The sequence below is a fragment of the Arthrobacter sp. 24S4-2 genome (assembly GCF_005280255.1).
In the GTDB taxonomy this organism is placed as follows: Bacteria; Actinomycetota; Actinomycetes; order Actinomycetales; family Micrococcaceae; genus Arthrobacter.
The window spans coordinates 3,201,390-3,226,114 of record NZ_CP040018.1 but is presented as its reverse complement, the minus strand read 5'-3'; the positions used below and the strand labels follow the sequence as shown (position 1 = coordinate 3,226,114).

At 66.2% G+C, this 24,725-nt stretch carries 18 protein-coding genes and 5 pseudogenes; 14 read left to right on the top strand and 9 right to left on the bottom strand.

Annotated features, from left to right (window positions below; all coding sequences use genetic code 11):
* The first annotated feature begins 166 nt into the window (after positions 1-166).
* On the top strand, positions 167-2,314 hold the full coding sequence (locus FCN77_RS14915) for a primosomal protein N' (RefSeq protein WP_175417271.1): 2,148 nt from the start codon (positions 167-169) through the stop codon (positions 2,312-2,314).
* Positions 2,315-2,320: 6 nt separating this feature from the next.
* Here the strand turns inward: FCN77_RS14915 and FCN77_RS14910 are convergent, their stop codons facing one another.
* The 4 genes and pseudogenes from FCN77_RS14910 to FCN77_RS14895 form a co-directional block, all read right to left on the bottom strand.
* Entirely contained in the window at positions 2,321-3,397 is a 1,077-nt protein-coding gene (locus FCN77_RS14910; RefSeq protein WP_137322898.1) for a glycosyltransferase family 1 protein, read from the bottom strand.
* The gene (locus tag FCN77_RS14905; protein ID WP_137322897.1) at positions 3,394-4,323 is read right to left on the bottom strand and encodes an alpha/beta fold hydrolase; all 930 of its coding nucleotides are present in this window, start codon (positions 4,321-4,323) and stop codon (positions 3,394-3,396) included. The genes FCN77_RS14910 and FCN77_RS14905 overlap by 4 nt, the downstream gene beginning before the upstream one ends.
* A gap of 11 nt (positions 4,324-4,334) precedes the next feature.
* Positions 4,335-5,209: pseudogene (locus FCN77_RS14900) on the bottom strand (aldo/keto reductase).
* A gap of 101 nt (positions 5,210-5,310) precedes the next feature.
* Entirely contained in the window at positions 5,311-6,273 is a 963-nt protein-coding gene (locus tag FCN77_RS14895) for a sugar-binding transcriptional regulator (protein WP_137322896.1), read from the bottom strand.
* 125 nt (positions 6,274-6,398) lie between these two features.
* Here FCN77_RS14895 and FCN77_RS14890 point away from each other — a divergent pair.
* The 13 genes and pseudogenes from FCN77_RS14890 to FCN77_RS14840 all read left to right on the top strand — a co-directional run bounded on the left by FCN77_RS14890 (position 6,399) and on the right by FCN77_RS14840 (position 21,224).
* Positions 6,399-8,221: pseudogene (locus FCN77_RS14890) on the top strand (glycerol-3-phosphate dehydrogenase/oxidase).
* Positions 8,222-8,383: 162 nt separating this feature from the next.
* Complete coding sequence (locus tag FCN77_RS14885; protein ID WP_137322895.1) at positions 8,384-9,133, top strand: MIP/aquaporin family protein; 750 nt, start codon at positions 8,384-8,386, stop codon at positions 9,131-9,133.
* 61 nt (positions 9,134-9,194) lie between these two features.
* Complete coding sequence (gene glpK / locus FCN77_RS14880; protein WP_137322894.1) at positions 9,195-10,709, top strand: glycerol kinase GlpK; 1,515 nt, start codon at positions 9,195-9,197, stop codon at positions 10,707-10,709.
* A gap of 337 nt (positions 10,710-11,046) precedes the next feature.
* On the top strand, positions 11,047-13,578 hold the full coding sequence (gene leuS / locus FCN77_RS14875; RefSeq protein WP_137324782.1) for a leucine--tRNA ligase: 2,532 nt from the start codon (positions 11,047-11,049) through the stop codon (positions 13,576-13,578).
* Positions 13,579-13,646: 68 nt separating this feature from the next.
* The gene (locus tag FCN77_RS14870; RefSeq protein ID WP_137322893.1) at positions 13,647-14,666 is read left to right on the top strand and encodes a DegV family protein; all 1,020 of its coding nucleotides are present in this window, start codon (positions 13,647-13,649) and stop codon (positions 14,664-14,666) included.
* A gap of 73 nt (positions 14,667-14,739) precedes the next feature.
* On the top strand, positions 14,740-14,925 hold the full coding sequence (locus tag FCN77_RS14865) for a hypothetical protein (RefSeq protein ID WP_137322892.1): 186 nt from the start codon (positions 14,740-14,742) through the stop codon (positions 14,923-14,925).
* Positions 14,926-15,014: 89 nt separating this feature from the next.
* On the top strand, positions 15,015-15,968 hold the full coding sequence (locus FCN77_RS14860) for a helix-hairpin-helix domain-containing protein (protein WP_137322891.1): 954 nt from the start codon (positions 15,015-15,017) through the stop codon (positions 15,966-15,968).
* 1 nt (position 15,969) lies between these two features.
* A complete protein-coding gene (locus tag FCN77_RS26990) occupies positions 15,970-16,995 on the top strand; it encodes a hypothetical protein (RefSeq protein WP_254678572.1) in 1,026 nt (341 codons plus the stop codon).
* Positions 16,944-17,678, top strand: a pseudogene (locus FCN77_RS26985) (ComEC/Rec2 family competence protein); the annotation flags it as partial. The gene FCN77_RS26990 and the pseudogene FCN77_RS26985, both read left to right, overlap by 52 nt.
* A 328-nt stretch (positions 17,679-18,006) precedes the next feature.
* Positions 18,007-18,175, top strand: a pseudogene (locus FCN77_RS26980) (DNA polymerase III subunit delta); the annotation flags it as partial.
* A 382-nt stretch (positions 18,176-18,557) separates the two neighbouring features.
* The gene (locus FCN77_RS26385) at positions 18,558-19,154 is read left to right on the top strand and encodes a hypothetical protein (RefSeq protein ID WP_217496153.1); all 597 of its coding nucleotides are present in this window, start codon (positions 18,558-18,560) and stop codon (positions 19,152-19,154) included.
* The gene (locus FCN77_RS26380; protein ID WP_217496152.1) at positions 19,147-19,728 is read left to right on the top strand and encodes a hypothetical protein; all 582 of its coding nucleotides are present in this window, start codon (positions 19,147-19,149) and stop codon (positions 19,726-19,728) included. Before FCN77_RS26385 ends, FCN77_RS26380 begins: the two co-directional genes overlap by 8 nt.
* A 623-nt stretch (positions 19,729-20,351) precedes the next feature.
* On the top strand, positions 20,352-21,224 hold the full coding sequence (locus FCN77_RS14840) for a universal stress protein (RefSeq protein WP_137322890.1): 873 nt from the start codon (positions 20,352-20,354) through the stop codon (positions 21,222-21,224).
* Between the two features lie 447 nt (positions 21,225-21,671).
* Here FCN77_RS14840 and FCN77_RS14835 read toward each other — a convergent pair whose 3' ends face one another.
* From FCN77_RS14835 to FCN77_RS14815, 5 genes and pseudogenes are all read right to left on the bottom strand, one after another.
* Positions 21,672-21,974, bottom strand: coding sequence for a DUF4193 domain-containing protein (locus tag FCN77_RS14835; RefSeq protein ID WP_137322889.1), 303 nt, complete (start codon positions 21,972-21,974; stop codon positions 21,672-21,674).
* A 281-nt stretch (positions 21,975-22,255) separates the two neighbouring features.
* Positions 22,256-22,419 (bottom strand): annotated as a pseudogene (locus tag FCN77_RS26975) (LysR family transcriptional regulator); the annotation flags it as partial.
* 197 nt (positions 22,420-22,616) lie between these two features.
* A complete protein-coding gene (locus FCN77_RS14825; protein WP_137322888.1) occupies positions 22,617-23,072 on the bottom strand; it encodes a universal stress protein in 456 nt (151 codons plus the stop codon).
* 64 nt (positions 23,073-23,136) lie between these two features.
* Entirely contained in the window at positions 23,137-23,883 is a 747-nt protein-coding gene (locus FCN77_RS14820) for a glucose 1-dehydrogenase (protein WP_137322887.1), read from the bottom strand.
* 404 nt (positions 23,884-24,287) lie between these two features.
* Positions 24,288-24,644 carry an SPW repeat protein gene (locus tag FCN77_RS14815; protein WP_137322886.1) on the bottom strand — a complete coding sequence of 119 codons (357 nt, stop codon included), beginning with the start codon at positions 24,642-24,644 and terminating at the stop codon, positions 24,288-24,290.
* Positions 24,645-24,725: the final 81 nt, after the last annotated feature.

The window sequence follows — 24,725 nt, the reverse complement described above, 5'->3', positions numbered from 1 at the left end:
CCGCCCGACGGTGGTTCAGCGACATCGGGAAAAAATGTCGCTGCCATGTGTTTGGCTGTAGCAGGGCACTCTCCCGGGTGACCCTGCTACAGGTTTTTTCGGCTGATGGCGCCTAGACCGATTGCCCGCGGTTCACGGGCAGGCTGCTGAACGGAGGTTGGTCCGCATGGCTTCCTTCCCCATGGACGGATCCGCCGCAGAAGAGCCGTTCCAGCTGTCACTGCTCCAGGGCTTTCCGTCTTCCCGGCCGATTTCTGCCGCCGGGCCTCCACTGGCCCCAACGTTGCCCGTCGCGCGGGTGCTTATTGAGTCTTCACTGCCGCATCTGGACCGGCCTTTCGACTACAGCGTGCCGGAAGGATTGGACGGCACCGCGCAGCCGGGCGTCCGGGTGAAGGTCAAGTTCAACGGCCAGGAACTCAACGGCTTTATCCTGGACCGGGTGGCTGAATCTGATGCCGGCCATACCCTGGTGCCGCTCCATAAAGTCGTCTCGCCTGTGCAGGTCCTCACGCCGGGGATGGCCGAACTCGCCCGCAGGGTGGCGGCCCGTTACGCCGGTACGGTCAGTGATGTGCTGCGCGTGGCCGTCCCGCCGAGGGTGGCCAAACTCGAGAAGGAGCTGGCCGCGGAAGGGGCGCTCACCGCAGGGGAGGGCCCGGCAGCCGAGGTCCCCGAGCCGTTCGCGGCCCGCGTTCCCCCCTCGGCAGGGCCCTGGTCGCGCTACGTCAACGGTGCGGCGTACCTGCAGCACCTCGCGGCCGGGGAGTGCCCGCGCGCTGTCCTGAGCGCAATGCAGGGCTACGGCCCCGCCGGCTGGCCGGCGCTCATCGCCGAAGCCGTGGCCGCCGTCCGTGCCTCAGGCCGCGGTGCGGTGGTGGTGGTTCCCGACTACCGCGACCTGGCCCGCCTCGAAGACGCCCTGGCCGAACTGCTGCCCAGGGAGGACATTGCACGGCTCACCGCCGACGACGGCCAGACCCCCCGCTACCGAAGCTACCTGAGGGTTCTGGCGGGGAGCGCCGGCGTTGCCGTCGGTACACGCTCGGCGGCATACGCTCCCGTGCGTAACCTCGGCCTGGTGGTGTGCTGGGACGACGGCGACGACCTGCACATCGAGCAGCGGTCGCCGTACGCCCACACCCGCGAGGTCCTCCTCCTACGGGCGGAACAGGAAGGAGCGGCGTGCCTGCTCGCGGCGCACACACGCAGCACCGAACTGCAGCGGCTGGTGGATGCCGGCTGGGCCAGGCCCGTGGAGGCCGACCGTTCGGAGATCCGCCGGACCGTACCGCGGGTCCTGAACACGGCGGATAGCTTCGAACAGGAACGCGACCCCCTGGCACGGGTCGCCAGGCTGCCGGGAGCGGCCTGGCGTGCGGCCAAGGAAGGCCTGGAGCGCGGCCCGGTCCTGGTCCAGGTGGCCCGCTCCGGCTACGCGCCGTCCATGGTCTGCGATTCCTGCCGGGAACCGGCACGCTGCGCGGCCTGCAGCGGGCCGCTTGCTGTTGCCGGCGCCGCCGGCAGTTCAGCCGTGCCCCAATGCCGCTGGTGTTCTGCTGCCGCCCCGGCCTGGCAGTGCAGCCACTGTTCCAGCCCCCGGCTGCGCCGTTCCGCCACCGGCGTGCTCCGCACCGCCGAGGAACTGGGCCGGGCCTTTCCCGGCAAGCCTGTCATCACCTCGTCCGGGGACCACGTCAAAGCTACCGTTCCGAACACCAGGTCCCTGGTGGTGGCCACCGTCGGGGCGGAGCCTGTTGCCGATGGCGGCTACGCGGCGGCGCTGCTCCTGGATGGCGACTCCTTGCTGCGGCGCGAAAACCTCCGGGCCGGTGAGGACGCCGTACGGCGCTGGTTCAACGCCGCTGCGCTGGTGAAGCCTGCCCGCGAAGGCGGGCTCGTTGTCATCACTGCCGATGACACGGTGGGCGTCGGCGCGCTGCTTCGCTGGGACGCCGGCGGATACGCGCAGCGTGAGCTGGCGCTGCGGCAGGAACTCCACCTGCCCCCGGCCGTCCGGATCGCTTCAGTTACCGGCGGCAGGACCGCGGTGGGGCATTTCACGCAGGGCATTGAACAGCAGCTGGAACGCCAGGGCATCGTCCTTCGCACCGCGGGTCCGGCGCCGCTGCTGTTGTCGGACGCACGCCCAAACAGGCGCGACGCCGGCGAAGACGTCCGGACGCTGCTGTTCATTCCCTACGCCCAGGCCGCCGAGGCCACCCGCGTTATGCGGGCGGTCAAGGCTGCAGCGGCGGCCCGGCGCGCCGATGATCCTGTCCAGCTCAGGCTCGACGGCGTGGATGTGCTGTAGGGGGCACTATCGGCTGTTGATCCGGGCGGCTTCCTCGGCAAGCTGCAGCAGCTGGCGGGCGGAGTGGTCCCAGCTGAATTCCGCCGCACGTTCCACGGATCGGCGTGACTGGGCCTTCCACAGCTCGGGGTCCTCCAGCCGCCGGACGGCGTCGGCAAACTCTGCCGGGGAGTCCGGATGGACGTAGCTGACGGCGGTGTGCCCCACTTCCCGGAAAATGGGGATGTCGCTCGCAATGACGGGGGTTCCGTGGGACATGGCCTCCACCAGCGGCAGGCCGTAGCCCTCCGCCCGTGAAAGGCTGATCAGGGCGGTGGTGCGGGCCAGCAGTGCCTCATACTCCCCGTCCGTCACACCGTTGTGGAACACGATGTTCGAGCCCTCCGGCGCGAGGGCTTCCAGCTCGGCCCGTCGCTGCGGCGTGATGCGGCTCAGCAGATGCAGCGTCATGTCCGGCAGTTCCGCCATTCCCCGGACCATGGTTTCCACGTTCTTGTAGGGCATGAACGAGCCCATGTACAGGAGGGTCCTGTCCGCTCCCGCTTCCGGGTCCCGGGGGGTGTGACCGTGCTGCGGTGCGTTGCCCACAATCCGGACGGGACGCTTGGTGAGGCTGTACTTGGCGATCAGGGCCTCGGTGGTGTGGCTGATGGTTGCCACCACGTCCGCCCTGTTCAGGAGCAGCCGCTGCGGCCAGAATGCCTTGTGGTAGAGGCGCCACAGCAGCCGGACCGGTGCCGGCAGGAAGCCCGGCGGGGCAGGGTGCTCATAGTAGATAAGGTCGTGAAGAGTCAGCACCAGGGCGTACTTCCGGCCGAACGTCCCCATGGTCTGCATGGGGCACACCACGACGTCGGCCCCCAGCTTGTTGACCTTGGCGGCCACAAAAAGCTCGGCGGCGGACAGTGGGCTGTTGATCAGCGTGTAGGGCACGTCCGGGAGCAGGGCCAGCTGCCGGAGGTCGCTAACGAGCATCGAGACGTCCGCGATTTTGGCCGTCGCTGCGATCAGGCTCGCGCCGTACCGGCTGATGCCGTCGTGGTGGTCCAGCCGGGTGAAACGGGCGTCGATGATAATTTTCACGCAGGATGGTCCTTCAGGAAGCGTCGGATGAAGCCGGCAGCGGGTTCGGGCGTCTCGTAGTGAATCAGGTGCCCCACGCCGGGAATGACCCGGAGCGTGCCGTCAGGCAGCAGGGCCAGGAGCTTGTGCTGGTCGGGCAGCATGGCGATTTCGTCCTGCTCCCCGGCAATCAGCAGGACCGGGAGCGCCAGGTCCGGCGCAACCTCGGAAACGTTGCTGCCTACAGACGCCTTGAAGGATTCAAGCAGGCTGTCCCGGTTGGCGAAAGCTGAGAAGTAGGCGTTGTGCTGCCCGTGGATGAAACGCAGGAGCTTCCGGTCCCGGGTCTTTGCCATTGCCACGCTCATGACCCTGACGATGAGCCGGCTGCGGAGCAGGTTGAGTCCGACGGCGCGGGGCAGCCTGGCGGCCGCCTCGTAGTACAGCACCGCCAGCTTGGTCATCAGGCCCTTGGGCCCTTCAAGCGCCGGCGCCGCGATGGGGTTGATGAGGATGAGCGGAAACACAGCACCCGGGTTGGCTGCCGCGAAATGGCTGGCGATGATGGACCCGAAGGAGTGTCCCAGCAGCACCGTGTCCGTGCCGAGGCCCAGGGCGGCCATGAACTCGCTGATGAACTGCCCGTAGCGCCGGACGCTGTGCTCACCGTCAGTGAACGCCCCGGAGCTGCCGAAGCCGGGGAGGTCAGGCATGATGAGGCGCATTTCGGGGAGCTGGTCAGCAACCCGGAGCAGGCCGTGGTGGTCGCCGCGGAAGCCGTGGATCACCAGGATGGTCCGCGTTTCAGGGGTTTCGCGGACCGGCTCGTACACCCAGTAGTCCACGTTGCTGCCGTGCAGGTCCACGCTGTCGGACCTGGTCCTTTCGTCGAGCTGCCCGCTGAAGAGGGGCGGAGCCTGTGCCGGCCCGGTGGCCACTTGTTCCATGGTTTCGAATCCTAGTTGACGTTGTCCGGGTGGGATCCCGTGCGGTGGCCGCGCTCCAGCCCAGCCAGGGCGGCCATGTCCGGGGCGCTGAGGGTGAAGCCGAAGACATCCAGGTTCTCCCGGATCCTCGCATAGGAACTCGCCTTCGGTATCACCACGTTGCCCAGCTGCAGGTGCCATCTGAGGATGATCTGGGCCGCAGTCCGGCGGTGCGCGGCGGCGAGCTCCAGGACCACCGGATCCTCCAGCACCTGGCCGCGGCCCAGCGGGCTCCACGCTTCGGTGCGGATGCCATGGCGGTCGTGCAGCTGGCGTAATTCGTCCTGCTGGAGCCAGGGGTGGAGCTCGATCTGGTTCACGGCGGGGACCACTTCGGCCTTTTCCAGCAGGCGCTCCAGATGGGCCGGCTGGAAATTGGACACGCCGATCGCCCGGATCCTGCCCTCGCGGTACAGGGTTTCCATGGCCCGGTAGCTGTCAGCGAAGAGCCCGCGCCGGGCGCAGGGCCAGTGGATGAGGTAGAGGTCCACGTATTCCATGCCCAGGTTGGACATGGACGTGTCGAAGGCCCGCATTGTGGCGTCGTAGCCGTGGTCGTCGTTCCACACCTTCGTCGTGACGAAGAGGTCCTCGCGGGAAAGTGACGGGGCTGATTCGCCGGAGCCGCCGGCCGGGCCGCCCCCGAGAAACCGGACAGCGCGCCGACGGCCTTTCCCACGCCGGTTTCGTTTCCGTACATGGACGCGGTGTCGAAGTGTCGGTAGCCGGCTTCGAGGGCCATGGTTACCAGGCCGGCTGCGTCAGCCGGGGGGACCTTGTAGAGCCCGAAGCCCAGCTGGTCGATCAGCACACCGTTGTTAAGGCTTAGCCGGGGCGAGGTTTTCATAGCACTGACTCTACCGACTCGGGCCGGTCCACTCCGGGGGACAGGCCGTCGGGGCGGGTCGCCCGCCCGGCACGGGACAGCTGGTCCGGTTCGGGGAGCGTTCAGGACATCCCGTCGGAGCTGACCAGCCGCCGCGCCATGGCTTCATCGAGGATCAGGTCCGTGGCCAGCCCGGCGGCGAGCGCGCCGCGCAGTCCTTTGATCTTTGAGGCCCCCGAGACGACGCAGATGCGGCGGCGGACCTGCCGCAACTGTGCCAGTGCGGGACCGGTGGACCTTTCGTTGAGCGTGATGCCGTCTGAGGACCCGTCACCGCGGAAGAATACGGTGGCAACGTCACCCACCACGTCCGAGGAGGCCAAAATGTTCAGGTCGTTTTCGTCGAGGTAGCCGCCGGCATAGACGTGGCTCGGATAGTCGGCGTCCACGGAGCCCACGCCAAAAATGGCGATGCTCAAGCGTGACTGGAGTTCCAGGATGCGTTGGACGCTGCGTTCATTCCACATGGCGGTCTTGGTGGCCGCGTGATCAAAGAACGCCGGAACCGGGAACTGCTCAACGCGGGCGCCGTAGGCGCTTCCGAACCTCCGCATGATGTCGCTCGCATAGGTAATGCCCGTGGTCTGCATGTTGCCCGCGCCGTTGAGCTGGACGATCACACTGTCATGGGTGATCTTGCGCGTGAGGTGCCTGCTGACGGCGCTCAGGGTGGATCCCCAGGCCACTCCAATGATGGCATTCGAGTCGACGAGCGGGCCGATTGTCCGCGCAGCCTGCATGGCCACCCTGTCAAGGGTTTCGGCCTCATTGAGCGTGTCGACCACCGGAACCACGTGGACATCCACGCGATATTGGGCTCGGATCATGTGCTCGAGTTCGGGCCCTGTGTCCAGTGGATTGCGGATCTGGATCTGCACCAGCCCCGTCTCACGGGCCGCCGAAAGTAGCCGGGAAACCGTGGATCTGGAGGTCCTGAGCTCCCTGGCTATTGCGTCCATTGTGAGGTCCTGGAGGTAATACAGTTGTGCAGCCCTGAGGGCTTCTGAGTGGCGTGAGCGAGGCATTGCCGATCCGTTCTGCACGTTTGTGCATAGTGCTTGACTCCATTTTCCATTACTCCAAACAATAGTGTTGAACGGCGCCGCGCTGCGAGGCGCGCCGCACTGTACCCAACCCCAAAGGAGCAGTTTTGGGCACCAAGGATTCATCCGGCCAGCCGGCCTCCACACGTCAGCGCGCATCGGTGCAAAGCTTGCGGCAACGGCCCCGGGCCCAGGTCCTGATCATCGGCGGCGGGATCAACGGCGTAGGTACTTTCCGCGATCTGGCCCTTCAGGGAGTGGACGTTGCCCTCGTGGAACGCGGTGACTACTGCCAGGGCGCCAGCGGTGCATCGTCGCACATGATCCACGGCGGAATCCGGTACCTCGAAAATGGTGAATTCCGGCTGGTCCAGGAGTCCGTTGTCGAACGCAACCGGCTCCTGCGGATCGCCCCCATTACGTCAAGCCGCTCCAGACCACCATCCCGATCTTCAGCACGTTCTCCGGAGTGCTCTCGGCGCCGCTGCGGTTCCTGACGCATAAGCAGCAGGGCAAGCCCAAGGAGCGCGGAGCGTTCCTGATCACGCTCGGCCTGAGCATGTACGACTTCTTCTCGCGTGACGGCGGCGCGGTGCCGCGCCATCAGTTCCGCGGCCGGAAGCGTGCCCTGGCAGAACTGCCGCGGCTGCACCCGGGCATCAAATACGCGGCCACCTACTTCGATGCCTCGGTGCACAATCCGGAGCGGCTCACGCTCGACGTTCTGCAGGACGGCGAAAAGGCCGGTGTCAGCGGCAACAGCGATGCGCGGGCCAGCAACTACCTGTCGCTCGTGGCCATGGGCGGCGCTGCCGGAATGGCCACCACCGGCGGAAGCACGGTCCAGCTGCGCGATGAACTCACCGGGGAGGTGTTTGACTTCACGGCGGACGTCATCGTCAACACCACCGGAGCGTGGGTGGACCTGACCAACGGGGCCATGGGGGCCGCGTCCACGTTCATGGGCGGCACCAAGGGTTCGCACATTGTGCTGGACCACCCTGAACTCCTCGAAGCCTGCAACGGCCGGGAAATCTTCTTTGAGCACACCGACGGCCGGATCGTCCTCATATACCCCATGGGGGACCGCGTCCTGGTAGGCACCACGGACGTCGACGCGGACATGGCCGAGGACGCCGTCTGCACCGACGCCGAGATCGATTACTTCTTCGACCTTATCGGCCATGTCTTCCCTGACGTCGCCGTCAGCCGGGACCAGATCGTCTACACATTCTCCGGAGTCCGGCCCCTCCCCAGGCATGACGCCACGCAGCCGGGGTTCGTCAGCAGGGACTACCGGATCGAACGTCGCGCGTCCGCAGCCAGCGGGCAGGAAGCGGCCCGCGGCCACGAAGAGGCAGCCGGCGGCAGCGGCGCCGTCGTCCTGAGCCTTGTGGGAGGCAAATGGACCACATTCCGGGCGCTGGCCGAACACCTCACGAACGATGTGCTCCGGGAACTGGGCCTGGAACGCAAAGTTTCGACGGCGAAACTCGCCATCGGCGGCGGCGCCGGCTTCCCGGACACGCAGGCCGGTGTCCAGCAGTGGATCAAGGCCCACATGTCCGCGGGCCGCGACGCCGACAGGATCTCCGGACTGCTGACGCGGTACGGAACCCGCGCCGAAGAGGTCCTGGACTTCCTCAATGCCGGTCCGGACCGGCTCCTGCACTCCACCCGTGAACTAAGCGTCCGCGAACTCGAATTCATGGCACAGACGGAGCAGATCGGGCACCTGGTTGACGTGCTGATCCGCAGGACATCACTGGCCTTCCGCGGTCTGGTGACCGGCGAACTCCTCAACGAAGTGGCGGACGTGCTTGCCGGCCCGCTGGGCTGGGACGCCGAAACCAGGGCAGCCGAAATCCACTACGCCCAGGAGGTGCTGGAACGCTTCCACCGCGTTCAGGTCCACAGCCTGGTCGCCTAGCAGGCTTGCGTGCCCCGGCAGGAATGCCCGGGCGCAAGGGCTGCGCGGTTCCCCCTGGAGGAGCAGCCGGCGCAGCAGCCGGCCGGCATCGCACCAAGGATGCCGGCCCAACGGCCCTTCAAACTCGCGAAGGGCTGACAACAGAAAATAGAGGAGTCAAAGATGTCTCTTGGAATTGTTTTTCTTTCCGAAGTATTCGGAACCGGGATGCTGACCTTGTTGGGTTGCGGCGTGGTGGCGAACGTCGCGCTCAAGGGCACCAAGGGAAATAACGGCGGATTCCTGATGGTCACCTGGGGGTGGGGCATCGCAGTCTTCTCCGGTGTTTACGTCGCCGCAAGGTCCGGCGCCCACCTGAATCCCGCCGTCACCCTTGGCCTGCTGGTCAACGGCAAAGCGGAGTATGCTCCCGGCGTCAAGGTCGATCTCGCGTCAACGTTCACGTACTTCGGTGGCGAGCTCCTGGGTGCGTTCCTGGGCGCGGTGGTCATGTGGCTGGCCCACAAGCAACACTTCGACGCTGAGCCGTTGCCCGCCAGCAAGCTGGCCGTGTTCTCCACCGGCCCTGCCATCCGCTCCGCGCCGTGGAACCTGATCACCGAGATTATCGGCACGTTCGTGCTGGTCTTCGTCATCCTGACGCTTGGCGGCACACCCTCCGGCCTCGGCCCGCTGGCTGTGGCCCTGCTGGTTGTCGGCATTGGCGTATCGCTCGGCGGACCCACCGGCTACGCCATCAACCCGGCCCGTGACCTCGGCCCCCGCATCGCCCACGCGTTGCTCCCCATCCACGGCAAGGGCTCCAGCGACTGGAGCTACTCCTGGATTCCGGTTGTGGGCCCGCTCATCGGCGGAACCCTGGCCGGCGTGGCAGCAGCCGTGGTCCCGATCATCGTCACAGCCGCCTCCTGACCCCCGCACTGCGGACCAACATCCTGACCAAACCCTTCAGAAAACAGACAAGGACGTCAACATGAACCAGTACGTAATCGCCATCGATCAGGGCACCACCAGCACGCGCGCCATCGTCTTCGACCACAGCGGCAGCATCGTCTCCTCCGGTCAGATGGAGCACGAGCAGATCTTCCCGCAGGCCGGCTGGGTGGAGCACGACCCCGCCCAAATCTGGAACAACACACGCGAGGTCATCGCCTCGGCCTTGTCCAAGGCGAACCTGACCCGTCACGACATTGCCGCCGTCGGCATCACCAACCAGCGTGAAACAGCCGTCGTATGGGACAAGACAACGGGCAAGGCCGTCTACAACGCGATCGTCTGGCAGGACACCCGCACCCAGGACATCGTGGATGAACTGGCCAAGGACGGCGGCCCCGAGCGGTTCAAGCAGAAGGTGGGGCTGCCCCTGGCCACCTACTTCTCCGGCACCAAGATCAAGTGGATCCTGGACAACGTGGAAGGCGCCCGCGCCAAGGCCGAAGCCGGCGATTTGCTCTTCGGCAACACCGACTGCTGGGTGCTGTGGAACCTCACCGGCGGAGTGGACGGCGGCGTGCATGTCACTGACGTCACCAACGCGTCCCGCACCATGTTCATGGACCTGGAATCCCTGTCCTGGGACCAGGAGATCCTGGACGCCTTCGGTGTTCCGGCCTCCATGATGCCCGCCATCAAGTCCTCCTCCGAGGTCTACGGCAACGTCCACACCTCCCAGCTGCTGCGGGAAGTGCCGGTTTCCGGAATCCTCGGCGACCAGCAGGCGGCCACCTTCGGCCAGGCGGCGTTTGAGGCCGGCGAGGCCAAGAACACCTACGGCACGGGCTGCTTCCTGATCTTCAACACGGGTGAGGAAATCGTCCACTCCAAGAACGGGCTCCTGACCACTGTGGGCTACAAGCTGGGAGACGCCGCTCCGCACTACGCGCTGGAAGGCTCCATCGCCGTCACCGGATCCCTTATCCAGTGGCTCCGGGACAACCTTGGCCTGATCAGCAGCGCCCCTGAAGTGGAGACGCTCGCCGCCGCGGTCCAGGACAACGGCGGCGTGTACATCGTGCCGGCGTTCTCAGGACTGTTCGCACCGTACTGGCGGTCCGACGCCCGCGGCGCAATCGTTGGCCTGACCCGCTTCGTGAACAAAAACCACATCGCCCGGGCGGCGCTGGAAGCCACCGCGTTCCAGACCCGCGAAGTGCTCGACGCCGTCAACGCTGACTCCGGTGTTCCGCTGACAGAACTGAAGGTCGACGGCGGCATGGTCGCCAATGACGCGCTGATGCAGTTCCAGGCGGACATCCTGGGCGTACCGGTGATCCGGCCGAAGGTTGTGGAGACCACCGCCCTCGGTGCTGCCTACGCCGCCGGCCTGGCTGTCGGCTTCTGGAAGGACCTGGGGGAGTGCTCGGCCAACTGGTCCGAGGACAAGCGCTGGGAGCCGCAGATGGAGGCGCCCGAGCGGGACCGCCAGATGCGGCTTTGGAAGAAGGCCGTTACGAAGTCCATGGACTGGGTCGACGAGGACGTGAAGTAGAGCGCAACCTCTGACGAGGGAGGCCGCACCCGCCCTGCCCGCTTCGCGGTGCCCACCACACCGTGGCGGGGTGCGGCCTCCCTCTCTGTTGTGTCCTTGCTTCACCCCGCTCGTGGCGACTTACGTTTAGGTGTTGTTGCGGGTGCGCTAAAGTAGTTCTATGCGTGCGATCCTTCTGCTTAGCTAGCCGCCCGGTAGTCCGACCAATACGGATTTCCGAGCGGCCGCCCCTCCATGTCGAGGGGCTTTTGTGTGTCTGGGTTATCTCCCGGCCGCAGGCAGGGGATCAGGCCGTTGTGACGGTACAGGCGTCATGACAGAACAGAAGAGGGCAGCAGTGAGCGTTCAGCCGGAGACAGAGACCGGAACAGCAGCAGTCGCGACGGAAGGCCCCGAGGAGGGCGCCTACAGCTTCGCCGCGATGGAGGCCAAATGGCCGCAGGTGTGGGAAGACCTCAAGGTGTTCACCCCCGTTGACGACGGCTCGCGCGAGCGCCGCTATGTCCTCGACATGTTCCCTTACCCTTCAGGTGACCTGCACATGGGCCACGCGGAAGCGTTTGCCATGGGCGACGTCGTCGCGCGGTATCTGCGCCAAAAGGGCTACGACGTACTGCACCCGATTGGCTGGGACTCGTTCGGGCTCCCTGCGGAGAACGCAGCGATCAAGCGCAACGCCCACCCCAGTGAGTGGACCTACGCGAACATCGACACGCAGGCCGCCTCCTTTAAGCGCTACGCCATCTCGGCCGACTGGTCACGGCGGCTGCACACCTCGGACCCGGAGTACTACCGCTGGACCCAGTGGCTGTTCAAGCGCTTCTACCAGAAGGGCCTGGCCTACCGGAAGGATTCCCCGGTCAACTGGTGCCCCAAGGACCAGACGGTGCTGGCCAACGAACAGGTGGTTAACGGGGCCTGTGAGCGCTGCGGCACCGTCGTGACCAAGAAGTCCCTGAACCAGTGGTACTTCAAGATCACCGAGTACGCCGACCGCCTCCTGGACGACATGGATGAGCTGCGCGGCCACTGGCCCGAGCGTGTCCTGGCCATGCAGAAGAACTGGATCGGCCGGTCCGAAGGCGCCCACGTCAACTTCGTTATCGAGGCCGACGGCGATAAGCCGGCCAAGGATGTCACCGTCTTCACCACGCGACCGGACACCCTCTACGGTGCCACTTTCTTCGTCGTTGCAGCCGACGCCCCGCTGGCCGTCGAACTGGTGACCGAAGAGCACGCCGCTGCCCTGGACGCCTACCGCGAACAGGTCAAGGCGCTGTCCGAAATCGAACGCCAGTCCACGGAGCGCGAAAAGACCGGCGTCTTCACCGGCCGCTACGCCATCAACCCGCTGAACGGCGAGAAGCTGCCCGTCTGGGCCGCGGACTATGTACTGGCCGACTACGGCACGGGCGCCATCATGGCCGTCCCGGCGCACGACCAGCGCGACCTCGACTTCGCCAAGACCTTCGAGCTGCCCGTCCGCGCGGTGCTGGACACCGGCGAGGACGATCCCGCGGTTACCGGCAAGGCCACGGCCGGGGAGGGAACGCTGATCAACTCCGGCGTCCTGGACGGCCTGCCGAAGACCGAGGCCATCCCGGCCGCCATCGCCATGCTGGAGAGACAGGGCACCGGCGAAAAGTTCGTCAACTTCCGGCTGCGCGACTGGCTGCTCAGCCGCCAGCGGTTCTGGGGCACGCCCATCCCGATCATCCACTGCCCTGCCTGCGGTGAGGTTCCCGTGCCGGACGAGCAGCTGCCTGTCACGCTGCCGGCCGACCTGCGCGGCGAGGACCTGTCCCCGAAGGGCACGTCTCCGCTGGCCGCCGCCGAAGCCTGGGTCAACGTTGAGTGCCCCAACTGCCACGGAGCTGCCAAACGCGACACCGACACCATGGACACGTTCGTTGACTCGTCCTGGTACTTCCTGCGGTTTGTCTCGCCGCAGTTCACCGAAGGGCCCTTCGACCCGGCCAAGATCAACGAATGGATGCCCGTTGGGCAGTACGTGGGCGGCGTGGAACACGCCATCCTGCACCTGCTTTACGCACGGTTCTTCACCAAGGTGATCCACGACCTCGGCATGATCGACGCCGACGAGCCGTTCAGCGCCCTGCTCAACCAGGGCCAGGTCCTCAACGGGGGCAAGGCCATGAGCAAGTCCCTGGGCAACGGTGTTGACCTCGGCGAGCAGCTGGACAAATACGGCGTCGACGCCGTGCGCCTGACCATGATCTTCGCCTCCCCGCCGGAGGACGACGTCGACTGGGCGGATGTTTCGCCGTCGGGCTCCGCGAAGTTCCTGGCCCGCGCCTGGCGGCTGGCGCAGGACGTCACCAGCGCACCCGGGGCGGACACCGCAGCGGGCGACCGCGCCCTGCGCTCGGTCACGCACCGCACCATCGCCGACGCCGCGACGCTGCTGGACAACAACAAGTTCAACGTGGTGGTGGCCAAGCTGATGGAGCTGGTCAACGCAACCCGCAAAACTATAGATGCAGACTCCGGCGCCGGGGCCGCAGATCCTGCGGTCCGCGAAGCCGCGGAAGCCGTCGCCGTGATCCTCAGCCTCTTCGCTCCGTACACCGCCGAGGACATGTGGAACACGCTGGGGCACCCGGTTTCCGTGGCGAACGCCGGCTGGCCCGCGCACGACGAAGCGCTCCTGGTTCAGGACACGGTGACCGCCGTTGTCCAGGTGCAGGGCAAGGTCCGCGATCGCCTCGAAGTCTCTCCGGAGATCGGCGAGGACGAGCTGCGCGAGCTGGCCCTCGCATCGGAGAACGTCCAGCGGGCCCTCGACGGGCGCGGGATCCGCACGGTCATCGTGCGTGCCCCTAAACTGGTCAACATCGTCCCGGCTTAGCAGGGGCACCGGCCGCCGGTCATGCCGGCGGCCGGCCATGATGTTTGGCCGGACAGCAGGGGGACGCCGTGAATGACCGGGAACCGGCCGGTTGGCCGTGGTTGAGGGAGCGGCTGGTCCGCCTGCGCCAGTCCTCCCGAACGGGAGTTGCACCGGGGGCGACGGCAGACGCCGGGCTGCCCGCCGTCGTCGTACGCACCGCAGTGGTTACCGACTCGGCCGCCGCCCTGCCCGCGGAGTGGGTGAAGGACTTCGCCGCCGGCGGGAGGCTGACCGTCGTTCCCATGCCTGTGATGGTGGGGGAGGAGATCTACGGCGAAGGCGAAGACGACATCACCGACATCATCGCCGTGGCGCTGGCCACCGGAAGGCCCGTCAAGACGTCACGGCCATCGCCCGGCCAGTTCGAGCACGCGTATCTGGCAGCGCTGCGCCACGGCTTCGAAGCGGTGGTTTCCGTTCATATCTCCGGTGCTCTCTCAGGCACTGCGGACTCCGCCCGGCTCGCGGCAACACGGGTGGGAATCCCGGTGGAAGTCATCGATTCGAAAACCGTGGGCATGGCGCTGGGCATGGGTGTGCAGAGTGCCGTCGTAGCGGCCGCTGACGGGCGCCCGGCGGCGGAAGTGCGCCAGTTCGCGGAAGAACGGATGGACCGCACCAGGGTGTACTTCTACGTTCCCAGCCTGGAGCAGCTGCGCCGCGGCGGCAGGATCGGGGCGGCCGCGTCCATGTGGGGCACCATGTTCGCCATCAAACCGATCCTTGCCGTGGTTGACGGGAAGATCGTTCCGCTGGAGAAGGTCCGGTCAGCGGCGAGGGCCGTGGCGCGCCTTGAGGAAATTGTGGTCGCGGACGCCGCGGCTCGGCCGGCGGGGCAGGCACGGCTTGCGGTCCACCATTTCGGCAACCCCGGCGGGGCAAGCGAGCTCGCTGCCCGGCTGGCAGCCGCGCTTCCCGAGGCACCACCGGCGCAGATCAGTTCCCTTCCAGCCGTACTTGCCGCCCACGCGGGTTTGGGCGTCCTTGCCGTGATCGTTGGCGAAAGCAGCACGCCGCAGCCGGGCCCCGCGCGCGACGGCCACTGACCCTCACGGCCGTTGCCTCTGGTTCCGCGGCCGCGCCGGTAGTACAGTCTCCCCACCGACCAAGGAGGCTCCCATGTCAATGCAGGTCCACCACGTTGCGCAGTTCGACAAGGACGTGTCGGAGGAAGTGACCAACTGGTTGAAGTATCTCAAGGGCCAGGTGACGAGCGTGCAGTTCCTCACCACGACAGTTCCGGATCCGAAGGCCCCGGCGGCCTGGCGGGTCCAGTACGAGGCGTACATCACCTACCAGAAGTAGGTCTTCATCCTTCCGGCGGCCAACTGCGCGCTTTCCACATACGGCAGTTTCGGCTGTCTGCCGGCGGCCCCTTCTCCTAGCGTGGGGGTATGTCACCCCGGAACGCGGAAGCGGGAGTCCCTGCCGCGGCCAGCCGTGCCAGGCGGCGTCTGGCGGCCACTCTTGGACCGGACAGCGGCGGCGGCGGCCCGCAGGCGGCACCGGGAGAGTCTGTTGCCGCCGGTGGCGGCATTCTGGAGCACGGCGCTGGAGATCCGGGAGGACAGAGTTTCACGTACGACGGGGGCGCCACGGGAGATAGCGACGGAGTCACCTCACCGTCAACCGGCGGTGAGTCCGCTCCCGCGCGGTTCAGGTGGCGCACGGGGGTGCGGGTGGCCGTTTTGCTGGGGGTCCTGGGTCTCTTCCTTGGGGGCTGGTTCTGGTGGGACGTTGCCGCCAGCAGTCCCCAGGTAACGCCCCTGAGCGACGTCCGCAGCCCGGAGGGCAGCGCGCAGCCGGACGATGGCGCTGCCGCTCCGCAGGGAGGCTCCGGTGAGCCACCCAGCGGCGTACCGGCTGCGGGCGGTACGCCCGGTGCGAAGATCGTGGTGCACGTCGCCGGCGCGGTCAACGCGGCGGGCGTGGTGGAACTGCCGCAGGGAAGCCGCGTGCATGAGGCCATCGCGGCGGCCGGCGGCAGTACGGCGGCGGCTGACCTGAACCGGCTGAATCTCGCCGCTGTCCTGGCCGACGGGCAGAAGATCCACGTTCCGGAGATTGGCGAAGCAGTCGATGAGGCGGCCGGTGTTCCGTCTGACGGTCCGGCAGCGGGCGGTACGGGTTCCGGCGGCTCGGCGGACGGCGGCGCCAAGATCGACCTGAACTCCGCCACGGCAGAGGAACTCGGAGCATTGCCCAGGGTGGGGCCGGTTCTCGCCCAGCGCATCATTGACTGGCGCAAGGAGCACGGGCGGTTCAGCACCGTGGAGGAACTCGATGCCGTGGACGGCGTGGGGCCCAAGATGCTGGAAACTCTGCTTCCCCTGGTGAGCGTGTCCTGAGATGGCCGGCCCCAGCCCCTGGCAACGCTTCGTGGACTCCGCTGTCCGGCCGGGCGTGCAGCCGTCGCCGTCCGGCGCGCCGCCGGGCACGGCGCGGGGTGGGCCCGGTAGCCCGAAGATCCCTTCCGGTGGCGTCCGGGGCTTCGTGCCGAAATCAGCCGCAGGCCTTCGGGCGTTTCTGGTGGACCGCCTGCTTCCTGACCGGGCCGACCCGGCGGCCGCAGGCAAATCGGCTTCGGAAGCTGCGGAGGGGCCACGGCGGAGAACCGACCTTCGGCTGGTGCCTCCGGCCCTCCTCGTCTGGGCGGCTGCCGTGGCAGGCGTCCGGCTGCCGGTTGGGGCGCTGATCGCAGTGGCTGCCGGCCTGCTCCTCAGCGCGGGCGGGCTGCTGTTTGCGCTACGCCGTCGCCGGTCCGTTCGCTGCGGGCCGCCGGGCCGCGGGCCGCTGACGGCTGGGACCCCGCCAGCACCCCGCAGTTTCCTGACCACGCTGAGCATCGCCGTGATCCTGGCCGCTGCCTCAGCATCCCATTCCGCCGTGGCAGCATCGCAAAAACATGACGGGGCAGTGGCCGGTGCTGTGGGCGCCCGTTCGGCGGTCGTGGTCGAGGCGGAGGTTGCAGGGGTGCCGCGCCAGCTCAAGGTTCCCGGCCGCTCCGGATCGGACCGGTGGGCCGTCCCGGTCACCGCGTCAGTGATCATCGCCAACGGCAGCCTGATCCGGGCGGATGCCGGGCTGCTGATCATGGGTGGTGGGGACTGGGAGCAGGTAGTTCCCGGCGAGCGGATCCGGACCACCGGGAAGCTCAGGCCGGCCGAAGATGGCCAGACGCAGGCGGGAATCCTCTCCGCCTCAACGGGACCGGCAACAACCATAGCCCCTCGGCTTGGCAGGAAGGCCCGGTGGCGCTGCGCAGCGGCTTTGCCGCGGCTGCCGGATGGATCGACGGCGATGCCCGCGGCCTGCTCCCGGGAATGGTCACAGGAGATACCAGTTTTCTCGACGATCAGCTGGAAAGTGCCATGAAAACTGTCGGGATGACCCACCTGACAGCTGTGAGCGGGGCCAACTGCAGCCTCATCCTCGGTGCCTTGCTGCTGGCTGCCCGCAGCCTGCGCCTGGCCAGGCTGCCAGCCGCCGCTTGCGCGTTGGCCGGGCTTGGGATGTTCGTGCTGATGGTGGGTCCGGACGCCAGTGTCCTGAGGGCTTCGCTGATGGGCGCCATCGCGCTGGCGTCACTGGCCGGCGGACGAGCCGGCAGGGGGCTGAGCTTCCTGTGCCTGGCTGTCATCGCCCTGCTGCTGAGCGATTCTGCGCTGGGCACCAGTTTCGGATTCCTGCTCTCTGTCTTGGCCACGCTGGGGATCATCGTGCTGGGACGGCGCATCATGGACTGGATTCCCCCGGCCGTCCCGCGCTGGGCGGCCGCGGGTATCGCCGTGCCCCTGTCCGCCCAGCTGCTGTGCGGACCGGTAATCGTGGTGCTGCAGCCTCAGTTCGCCACTTACTCGTTGCTGGCCAACATGCTCGTGGCCCCGCTGGTGGCACCGGTCACCATCCTGGGGACGGCGGCCGTGCCGTTGGTGCCGCTCCTGCCGTGGCTGGCCACCGCGCTGATCGGCGTGGCGGGCCTGTTCGCGGCCGGGGTGGCCGGAGTGGCCAGGTTCATGGCGGGCCTGCCGGGCGCGGCCCCGCCCTGGCCGGAAGGCCCGTTCGGACTGCTCACCATGGTGCTGTTCTCCGTCCTGACCGCTCTGGCAGTCTGGGCGGCGGCCCATCCTGCCGGAACCATCCGTCTCGTGCTGGCGGCCCACTTCAAGACGGCCTGTGTGCTTGACCGGATCCTGGAAGGAAAGTCCATGCGGCCCGGCCCTCCCCGCAGGACAGTCCGCGGCTTGGTGCAGCCGTTGCGCCGTGGCAGGCTTAGCGTCTGTAATCCAAATCCCGGGAGGAACCAACAGTGGCCGCTGCCCAGCCGCGCAACGATCCAGGACGTCGGCCACCAATGCGGCCACCTGGCGGGATGTGACCCCGGCCGACGCTGTCAAGGCGGGGGGCTGGCCGGTCGTCGACTGCCAGCCACTGCAAAAGGACGCCGAGAAGACCGCTTTCGTCGCGGCCGAAATTCAAGGCGGTTTCACGGCGCATCGAACCCGACGCGGTGCAGTCCCTGGTGAATGCCGTCGGCGCCAACCTGATGGAATTGCCGGATAAGCGTCGCGTCATTCGTGTCGGATGACGCCGAGCGTCAATCGCGTTGCATTGGACGCGAAGGGATAGAGAGGCATCAACCACGAACGAGTCGATGTGGTTTGGCGCTGAGAGTCTTTCCACGTGCTGATCGGCGAATCGCGACAATAGTTAATCGAAACAGAAAGCGTCCTGGAGCACCGTGCTCCAGGATGCTTCTTCTTTGCTCGTGGCGGGATGTTTTTCGGCTCATCATCGATCCGGTGGGGAGCCAGGATGTGGGTACCGCGACGTGGTCAGCGGGGTGTAGGGGTCGAGGTGACACAGATGATCCCTCGGCCCGAGCACCCCGCGGCGAGTTACGTAGTCTGTCCGGGTTTCGCCCCTAGAGTTTCTTCATGACCGATCGGACGTATGCTTGGCTCCCTGAGCGCCATCTCGGCATCGCCGCGACACTGTCGCACGCGGATGAGCTGATTGGGCAGGTCGGTGAGCTGCTCTTCAATTACCAGACGCAGCCCGACGAAGTGATTGGCCTTCGCCAGGTTCCGGCGGGGGCGTTCAGCCGGACCGTGATCGAACGCGTGGCTCCGATCCCGCGCAAGGTACCGCTCCTCGTGGCAGACGCGTTAGTGGCGCTCCGGGCCGCACTCGAGCACACGCTCTTTGCCGAGGTCGAGTTCTTGGACGGCGCGCCACTCGACGAGAAGGCCGCCAGGCTCGTCGAGATGCCAGCGTCAGACACTTACGAGAAGTTCGAGGAGTGGAAGAAGAAGCAACTCCGCAACCGTCCGCCGTCACTGCGGGCCGGCAGTAAGCTCGTGCGGCGGATCGACCGACTGCAGCCATTCCACCGTCGGAACGAGCCTCAAGCACACCCCTTTGGCCCGGCTCGTGCTTCACACGAATCACGCGAAGCACAGGACGCCGGCGATCACGGCGGTGCGCCTGGCTGCCATGTACCAGGACGACCAGATACCTCGCTCAGTGCGTGAGCTTGCTCCCCGGCCCGAGGAGCCGCTGCGCGTTGGCGACATCATCGCGGAGACCCCGCTCGGCACCAAGGTCCCTGTCACCCTGTTCCCGACAGTTGGGATCAACCGGCCAGGCACGAACCGGTGGCCGGTGCTGATACAGGAGCTCGATGAGATCGCCTACTGGGTCCGCACGCAGGCGGTGCCGCGCCTCATCACGGATTCGGAGCCGTCGGAGCCTGCCTTTCCGACGCGCTACGAGATTTCCGTCGGGCATGAGGACGAGCGTCGAGCGATTTGTGCAGGATCGACGACGACGGCGGGGGAGCGCTACACCCAGCGCCTGACTGCAGCATCTGCACGGCCCGACCTGGTCGACATAATCAGCCAGATCGACGGCTCTCCGAGTTGCCAGCAGATTGCGGCGTGGCTGGACCATCTGAGCGATGAGGAGGTACTCGAGCGTTTGAACAGGCTGCAGGTGACCTTCAACTACAACCCTGGCCTCATGCTGCACAACATTGAAGTCATGAACGGCTTGCGAGATGAGGCTCTGGCATTTGGCCGTGAGGCTCAGCCTGCCGTTGAGCGCTGATAACGGCTATCCGGGTGTCTCAGCATGGAGGGCTAACCCATCCCTATCGCCCTGTACCTCTACGGCTGCAGAGGCGGGATCGTTCTTATTCGATTGCCGAGGCTCTGTGCGACGCGCAGATGATGTCGGCTCGACGGGCTGAGAGCGGCTTCCGGAAAGCCTAGCTGAGCGAGGCGGATCTTGATGAGTTCGCGCGTTACCCGCTCGGCGACACGAAAGAGGTTTCCCTGGAACGGTGATCCGGCAGCGTCGTGCTCCATGACGGGCGATTCTGTGTCGTGAACGATGGCGTTGCGAGTATTTGCCAGGTACCAGTACTAGCCGGCGGCCGCCGTTCCGGCCGCGGGCCCGTGCAGCGGCTAGTCCGGCGAGCCGCTGTTTCCTTGGGAGGCAGGCAAGAGAGATTAACGGCGTCTCTTGGGTCCGGGTTTGAGACTGACCCCCCGGTTTTCAAGGGGCAGCCGGGTACCGGCGACCACCACCCGGGAATGAGGGGCTTAAGGCCCTGACGGCGGCTTTACTGCCGGCGCACACTGAAGCGTCAGCCGACTGTGGGTAACGCTGCTGCATGGTTGTGCACACGGAAGGCACCGCACACACGGTGGAGAAGATCGGGATCCGGAATGAACAAGCCAATCGTCGTCGGTATCAACGGGTCTGCCCGAAGCGAGACCGCCCTGGCGTGGGCGCTCCGGCGCGCGTCACGGTCCAAGCTGCCGGTCATCGCCGTTTATGCCGTGGATGACCGCTGGGTGTCCCCGGACTTCCAGTACCAGGACCTCGTCCGGGATGCGGGGATGAAACTGCTGCAGAAGGTGCAGGCCAGCGCCCGTGCCCAGGCCCCCGGCGTTGAAGTGGAGATCCAGCTGCGGCACGGCAGCGCGGGGGCGGCCCTCAGGGAAGCATCCAAGGAAGCCTCCATGGTGGTGGTCGGTGCGCATGACCGGCACTGGCTGGACGGCGGGCCGCTGACCGACCGCGCCTTGCAGGTTGTCTCCGCCTCGGACAGCCCGGTCGCCGTCGTCCCGCCAACGCCGGACACGGGCCGCCACGGGGTGCTGGTCGGGGTGGACGGATCCGAGGAGTCACTGCAGGCCGTGTCCTTCGCCGCCGCCGAAGCTGACAGTGCAGGCGACGAGCTGACGGCGGTCCTGGCCGTCCATGGCCCGGCCAGGTGGGTCGAGAACGAACTGCCGGGCAGCGGGCTGGCCGAGACCATCGTCGAGGAGGACAGGGTGGTCCTCGCCGAATCGGTGGCGGGTCTACGGGACAGGTACCCGGATCTGGTGATCCATCAGCGGCTCGAAACCGATACCGAACCTGCCCAGGCCCTGGTCGACGCCGCACGGGAGGCCCGGCTGCTGGTGATTGGCAGCCGCGGACGCGGAGCATTTTCCCGGCTGGTACTGGGCTCCACGGCCCACGCCGTCCTGCTGCACGCCCCCTGCCCCACCATCGTCACCCGGCTGCGCGACATCAAGCACGACGAGGACTGACGCCTCCATAGGGCGGTGAGGGTCACCCAAGCATGCGGACTTCCTGGGCACGTCCCCGCGCAGGCTGTCAGCATGTGCCCACCGGTCGGGAAAGCCGTATCCCTGGCTCCCCGGAAAAGCCGGACCCGAAGGAGCACCATTGAGGAACACCATCCGCCGCGGCTGCGCGCAATAGAGTACAAAGCCCTTCCGACCGGCGGGCGCTCTCTCTTGCCGGGTGCACTGAACCGCAGGACCATGCAAAGTTCGCGGGCGGCAACCATCGCCCGGTACCTCTATCCGCCACCAAAGCGATGGAAGCTGCCGGACTCACGCCCTTGGTACGCACCCACCCCGAAGCGTTGCGCCCTCCCGCTCACCGGCGACGTGACGTGTGAGGCTCCTGCCGGGGCGGAACCGGTCCCCACCAGCTTCTCCCACGGAGTTGCCGCTTTGCGGTCCTTGAATTCAGCCCTCGCACTCGATGCAGTAGGCGTGACCGTCTTTCTCCCGCGCCATTTGGGAGCGGTGGCGGACCAGGAAGCAGGAGTAGCAGGTGAACTCGTCGTTACGTTGGGGAACGACCTGGACGACCAATTCCTCGGCAACAAACTCTCCGCCGGGGATCCCGACATTGTCCATGTCATCCGCTGCGTCCAGCTCACGCACCACGCTGTTGGCATCAGGTGCGCTGGCTGACTTGAGGGCCTCGAGGGAGTCGTTCTGCGATTCCTTGACTTCGCTGCGGAGCTCGTCGTAATCAGTTGCCACTAAGATGCATCCCTTTCCTTATAGAGGTTGTCCGACATGCAACGTACGCCGTGCCGACCTAATTCCCCAGCCAGGAGGTTCGGGCAGACACTTGCGTGCAGTGCCCGGCACGTTCCACTTCCTTTGAACCGGGAGCCTCCTAGATCGCCCAGCACATTGTTCAGAAGGAGCGATCGGGACCGGACGTACCACAGTCCCTTCTACCAGGACAGCCAGACCAAATCCGGCTTTGCCGTGGCAAGGCAGCGCGCCGCTGCATTCCCTCCTGGTTGTGTGGTCTGGAGGTAGTCGCCGTCCCGTTCGCGGGCGATTTCCAGCGGGGTGGAGTGGAAGGCAACCTCTGCCGGAGCGTAGACCGTGTCCTCTCGCTGTGCCAGAAGTACCCGCCGCTGGGTGCAGCAGAACCCAGACTGAGCACTTTCACGTCGGGGTGCTGAAGTGCCACAACAGTGAGCCACTTTATTGGGGACGCGACAGTGCAAGAGGCGGACATTGAAGCCTTCCTTGACGTTCCACGCGACCAGCATTTCCAGGTTCTTCAAACCCTGCGACACGAAGCATCCCTCGTGGCTGGTGGCGGCCTGTCGTGGCGGCTGGAAGGGTCATGGCTATTGGGCCCAGTAAAGTGAAGCTCCAGGGAAATCATGCCTTGGAGCGGACCACCAGGACAGGACATTGTGCGTGGTTGACGACCTGGGCGGAGACGGAGCCCAGGTGCAACCCCGGAAATCCCCCATGACCCCTGGAGCCGACGACGATAAGATCCGCGTCCTTGGCAGCGTCGAGTATTGCCGAAGCAGGTGAATCACCGTTAACGAGCTGCCCTGTGGCAGCCACGCCTCCATCTGCAGCGGACTTCAGAGCCTCAGCCTGGAGCGTCCGTGCGACTTGCTCCAGAGACTCTTCGGCGGCGATTTCACCTGCCGCCGTTTCCAGCACGGCCGGATACCACGCCATCGGCGGCTTGTTCCAGGCCGTGATCAGGCGGAGCTGGCCGTCGCGCTGGCGGGCCTCGTCCACGGCCCATTTCAGTGCGGTCTGGGAATGTTTGGAACCGTCAAAACCAACCACAATCAAGAACGAAGCGGTGCTGGTCATTTGTCTTTCCTTTCACTGGCCTCACTGAGCATCCTTGGCCTCACACGTCGCCGGTGAACGCCCGCTACGTCTCCTCGTGCGGGGTTACCGTCCCCGCGGTGTCACCACCATCGATGACGAACTCGGCTCCGGTGACGAACGAAGATTCGTTGGAAGACAGGTATAGGACGAGGTCCGCGACTTCTCCGGGATGGCCTATGCGGCCGAGTGCCACGTGGCTCATGTTCATCGGTGTGTCGGCCGTCATCGGGGTGGAGATGACTCCGGGATGGACGGAGTTGACTCTGATGCCATTGTGTCCCAGGTCCAGCGCAGCGCTCTTGGTGAGTCCACGCACGCCGAACTTCGAGGCCGTGTATCCGGGGATCTGCTCATAGCCGCGGATGCCCGCAATCGACGAAATATTGATTATCGACCCGCCTTTTGACCGCTTCAGGGCTGGGATTGCAGCCTTGATCCCGTTGAAGGTGCCGGTCAGGTTCACGGCAATGACGGTATTCCATTGCTCCAGGGTGTAATCCTCGATTGAGGCGAAGTTCACAATGCCGGCATCGTTCACCAGGATGTTCAGGCCTCCGAACGTCTCGACTGCGGCGCTCACCGCACTCTCCCAGTCCTGCGGGCTGGTCACGTCGAGATGAACGTAGAGCGCGCCAGAGCCGATGCGCTCCACTGTTTCCTTTCCCTCTTCGTCCAGGATGTCGCCTATGACGACCTTCGCCCCTTCGCCATGCAGCCGCGATGCGACCGCGGCTCCAATTCCGCGTGCACCCCCGCTGACCAGCGCTACTTTGTCGATGACTCGTTCCATGTGATGCTCCTTCGGTGATGTCGGCTGATACTGGCGAGCTGGTTGGAACAGTTCTCAAGACAGAGGGTGCTTCGTGACCTGCGGGCGAGCCGTCCGGGGGCGGGAAGCGGCATTTGGTCTGGTGGTGTACGGGCCGGAGGAGCTCACCCGGTGTGGAGGCCTTCGTTGGCCGCGACAGGTAGTACGGCAGCTGTTGTACCCTCTCGCTCGGCTGCTTTGGCAACGACGGGAGGTATTTGCCAGAGCAGCGGCGCAGCGTGCCTGGGCTAACCGATGTCCACCTCGAAATCACAGAGCCCCTGTGGATGTCAGAATGTTTGTCTGGGGGGAGCGGGATTTCTTAGGCCTCTGTCCCGGTGCCTTGGCGGCCGGGCGGATCTGTTTCCTGCCACGGAGGCGTTCGGTTAGTGCGAGATGCGGATGCGGTGATGGCCTTCGGTGCTGGGCTTGATGGCGGCTGCGGTGACGATGAGCGCCACTGCCCCGGCGATCCAGGAGATCCAGGCGGCTCCGGCAGTAGCGGCGTAGGACCCTATCCATGGGGAGAGGATGAGCCCGGCGGCGAGGGCTGCCTGCACCCATTCCATGACCGGTGTGCCGGGCATGGCTAGGTTTACGAGTCCGCTGGCGACCAGGAGTGCGCCGAAGATGACCATTAGTGTCGTGGACATGCCTTCCTGCTCCGTCCACAGGACGGAGACGGCGGCGAAGATTCCGGCAGCGACGGTTACCCAGTCCTGCCATCGATTCCACTTTTTCACGAGTACCACTCTCCATAATCAGTTGTTCCGGAAGGAGCGGGATGGGGGCTGTCCGGCGGGCCGGTGGCCTCTCCCGCACTC

Bases quoted from the DNA above. Each gene is read 5' to 3' on its own strand.
- FCN77_RS14915 (WP_175417271.1), top strand. From the start codon at position 167: ATGGCTTCCTTCCCCATGGACGGATCCGCCGCAGAAGAGCCGTTCCAG.
- FCN77_RS14905 (WP_137322897.1), bottom strand. From the start codon at position 4,323: ATGGAACAAGTGGCCACCGGGCCGGCACAGGCTCCGCCCCTCTTCAGC.
- FCN77_RS14895 (WP_137322896.1), bottom strand. From the start codon at position 6,273: ATGCCTCGCTCACGCCACTCAGAAGCCCTCAGGGCTGCACAACTGTAT.
- FCN77_RS14885 (WP_137322895.1), top strand. From the start codon at position 8,384: ATGTCTCTTGGAATTGTTTTTCTTTCCGAAGTATTCGGAACCGGGATG.
- glpK (WP_137322894.1), top strand. From the start codon at position 9,195: ATGAACCAGTACGTAATCGCCATCGATCAGGGCACCACCAGCACGCGC.
- FCN77_RS14865 (WP_137322892.1), top strand. From the start codon at position 14,740: ATGTCAATGCAGGTCCACCACGTTGCGCAGTTCGACAAGGACGTGTCG.
- FCN77_RS14860 (WP_137322891.1), top strand. From the start codon at position 15,015: ATGTCACCCCGGAACGCGGAAGCGGGAGTCCCTGCCGCGGCCAGCCGT.
- FCN77_RS26990 (WP_254678572.1), top strand. From the start codon at position 15,970: ATGGCCGGCCCCAGCCCCTGGCAACGCTTCGTGGACTCCGCTGTCCGG.
- FCN77_RS26385 (WP_217496153.1), top strand. From the start codon at position 18,558: ATGACCGATCGGACGTATGCTTGGCTCCCTGAGCGCCATCTCGGCATC.
- FCN77_RS14840 (WP_137322890.1), top strand. From the start codon at position 20,352: ATGAACAAGCCAATCGTCGTCGGTATCAACGGGTCTGCCCGAAGCGAG.
- FCN77_RS14825 (WP_137322888.1), bottom strand. From the start codon at position 23,072: ATGACCAGCACCGCTTCGTTCTTGATTGTGGTTGGTTTTGACGGTTCC.
- FCN77_RS14820 (WP_137322887.1), bottom strand. From the start codon at position 23,883: ATGGAACGAGTCATCGACAAAGTAGCGCTGGTCAGCGGGGGTGCACGC.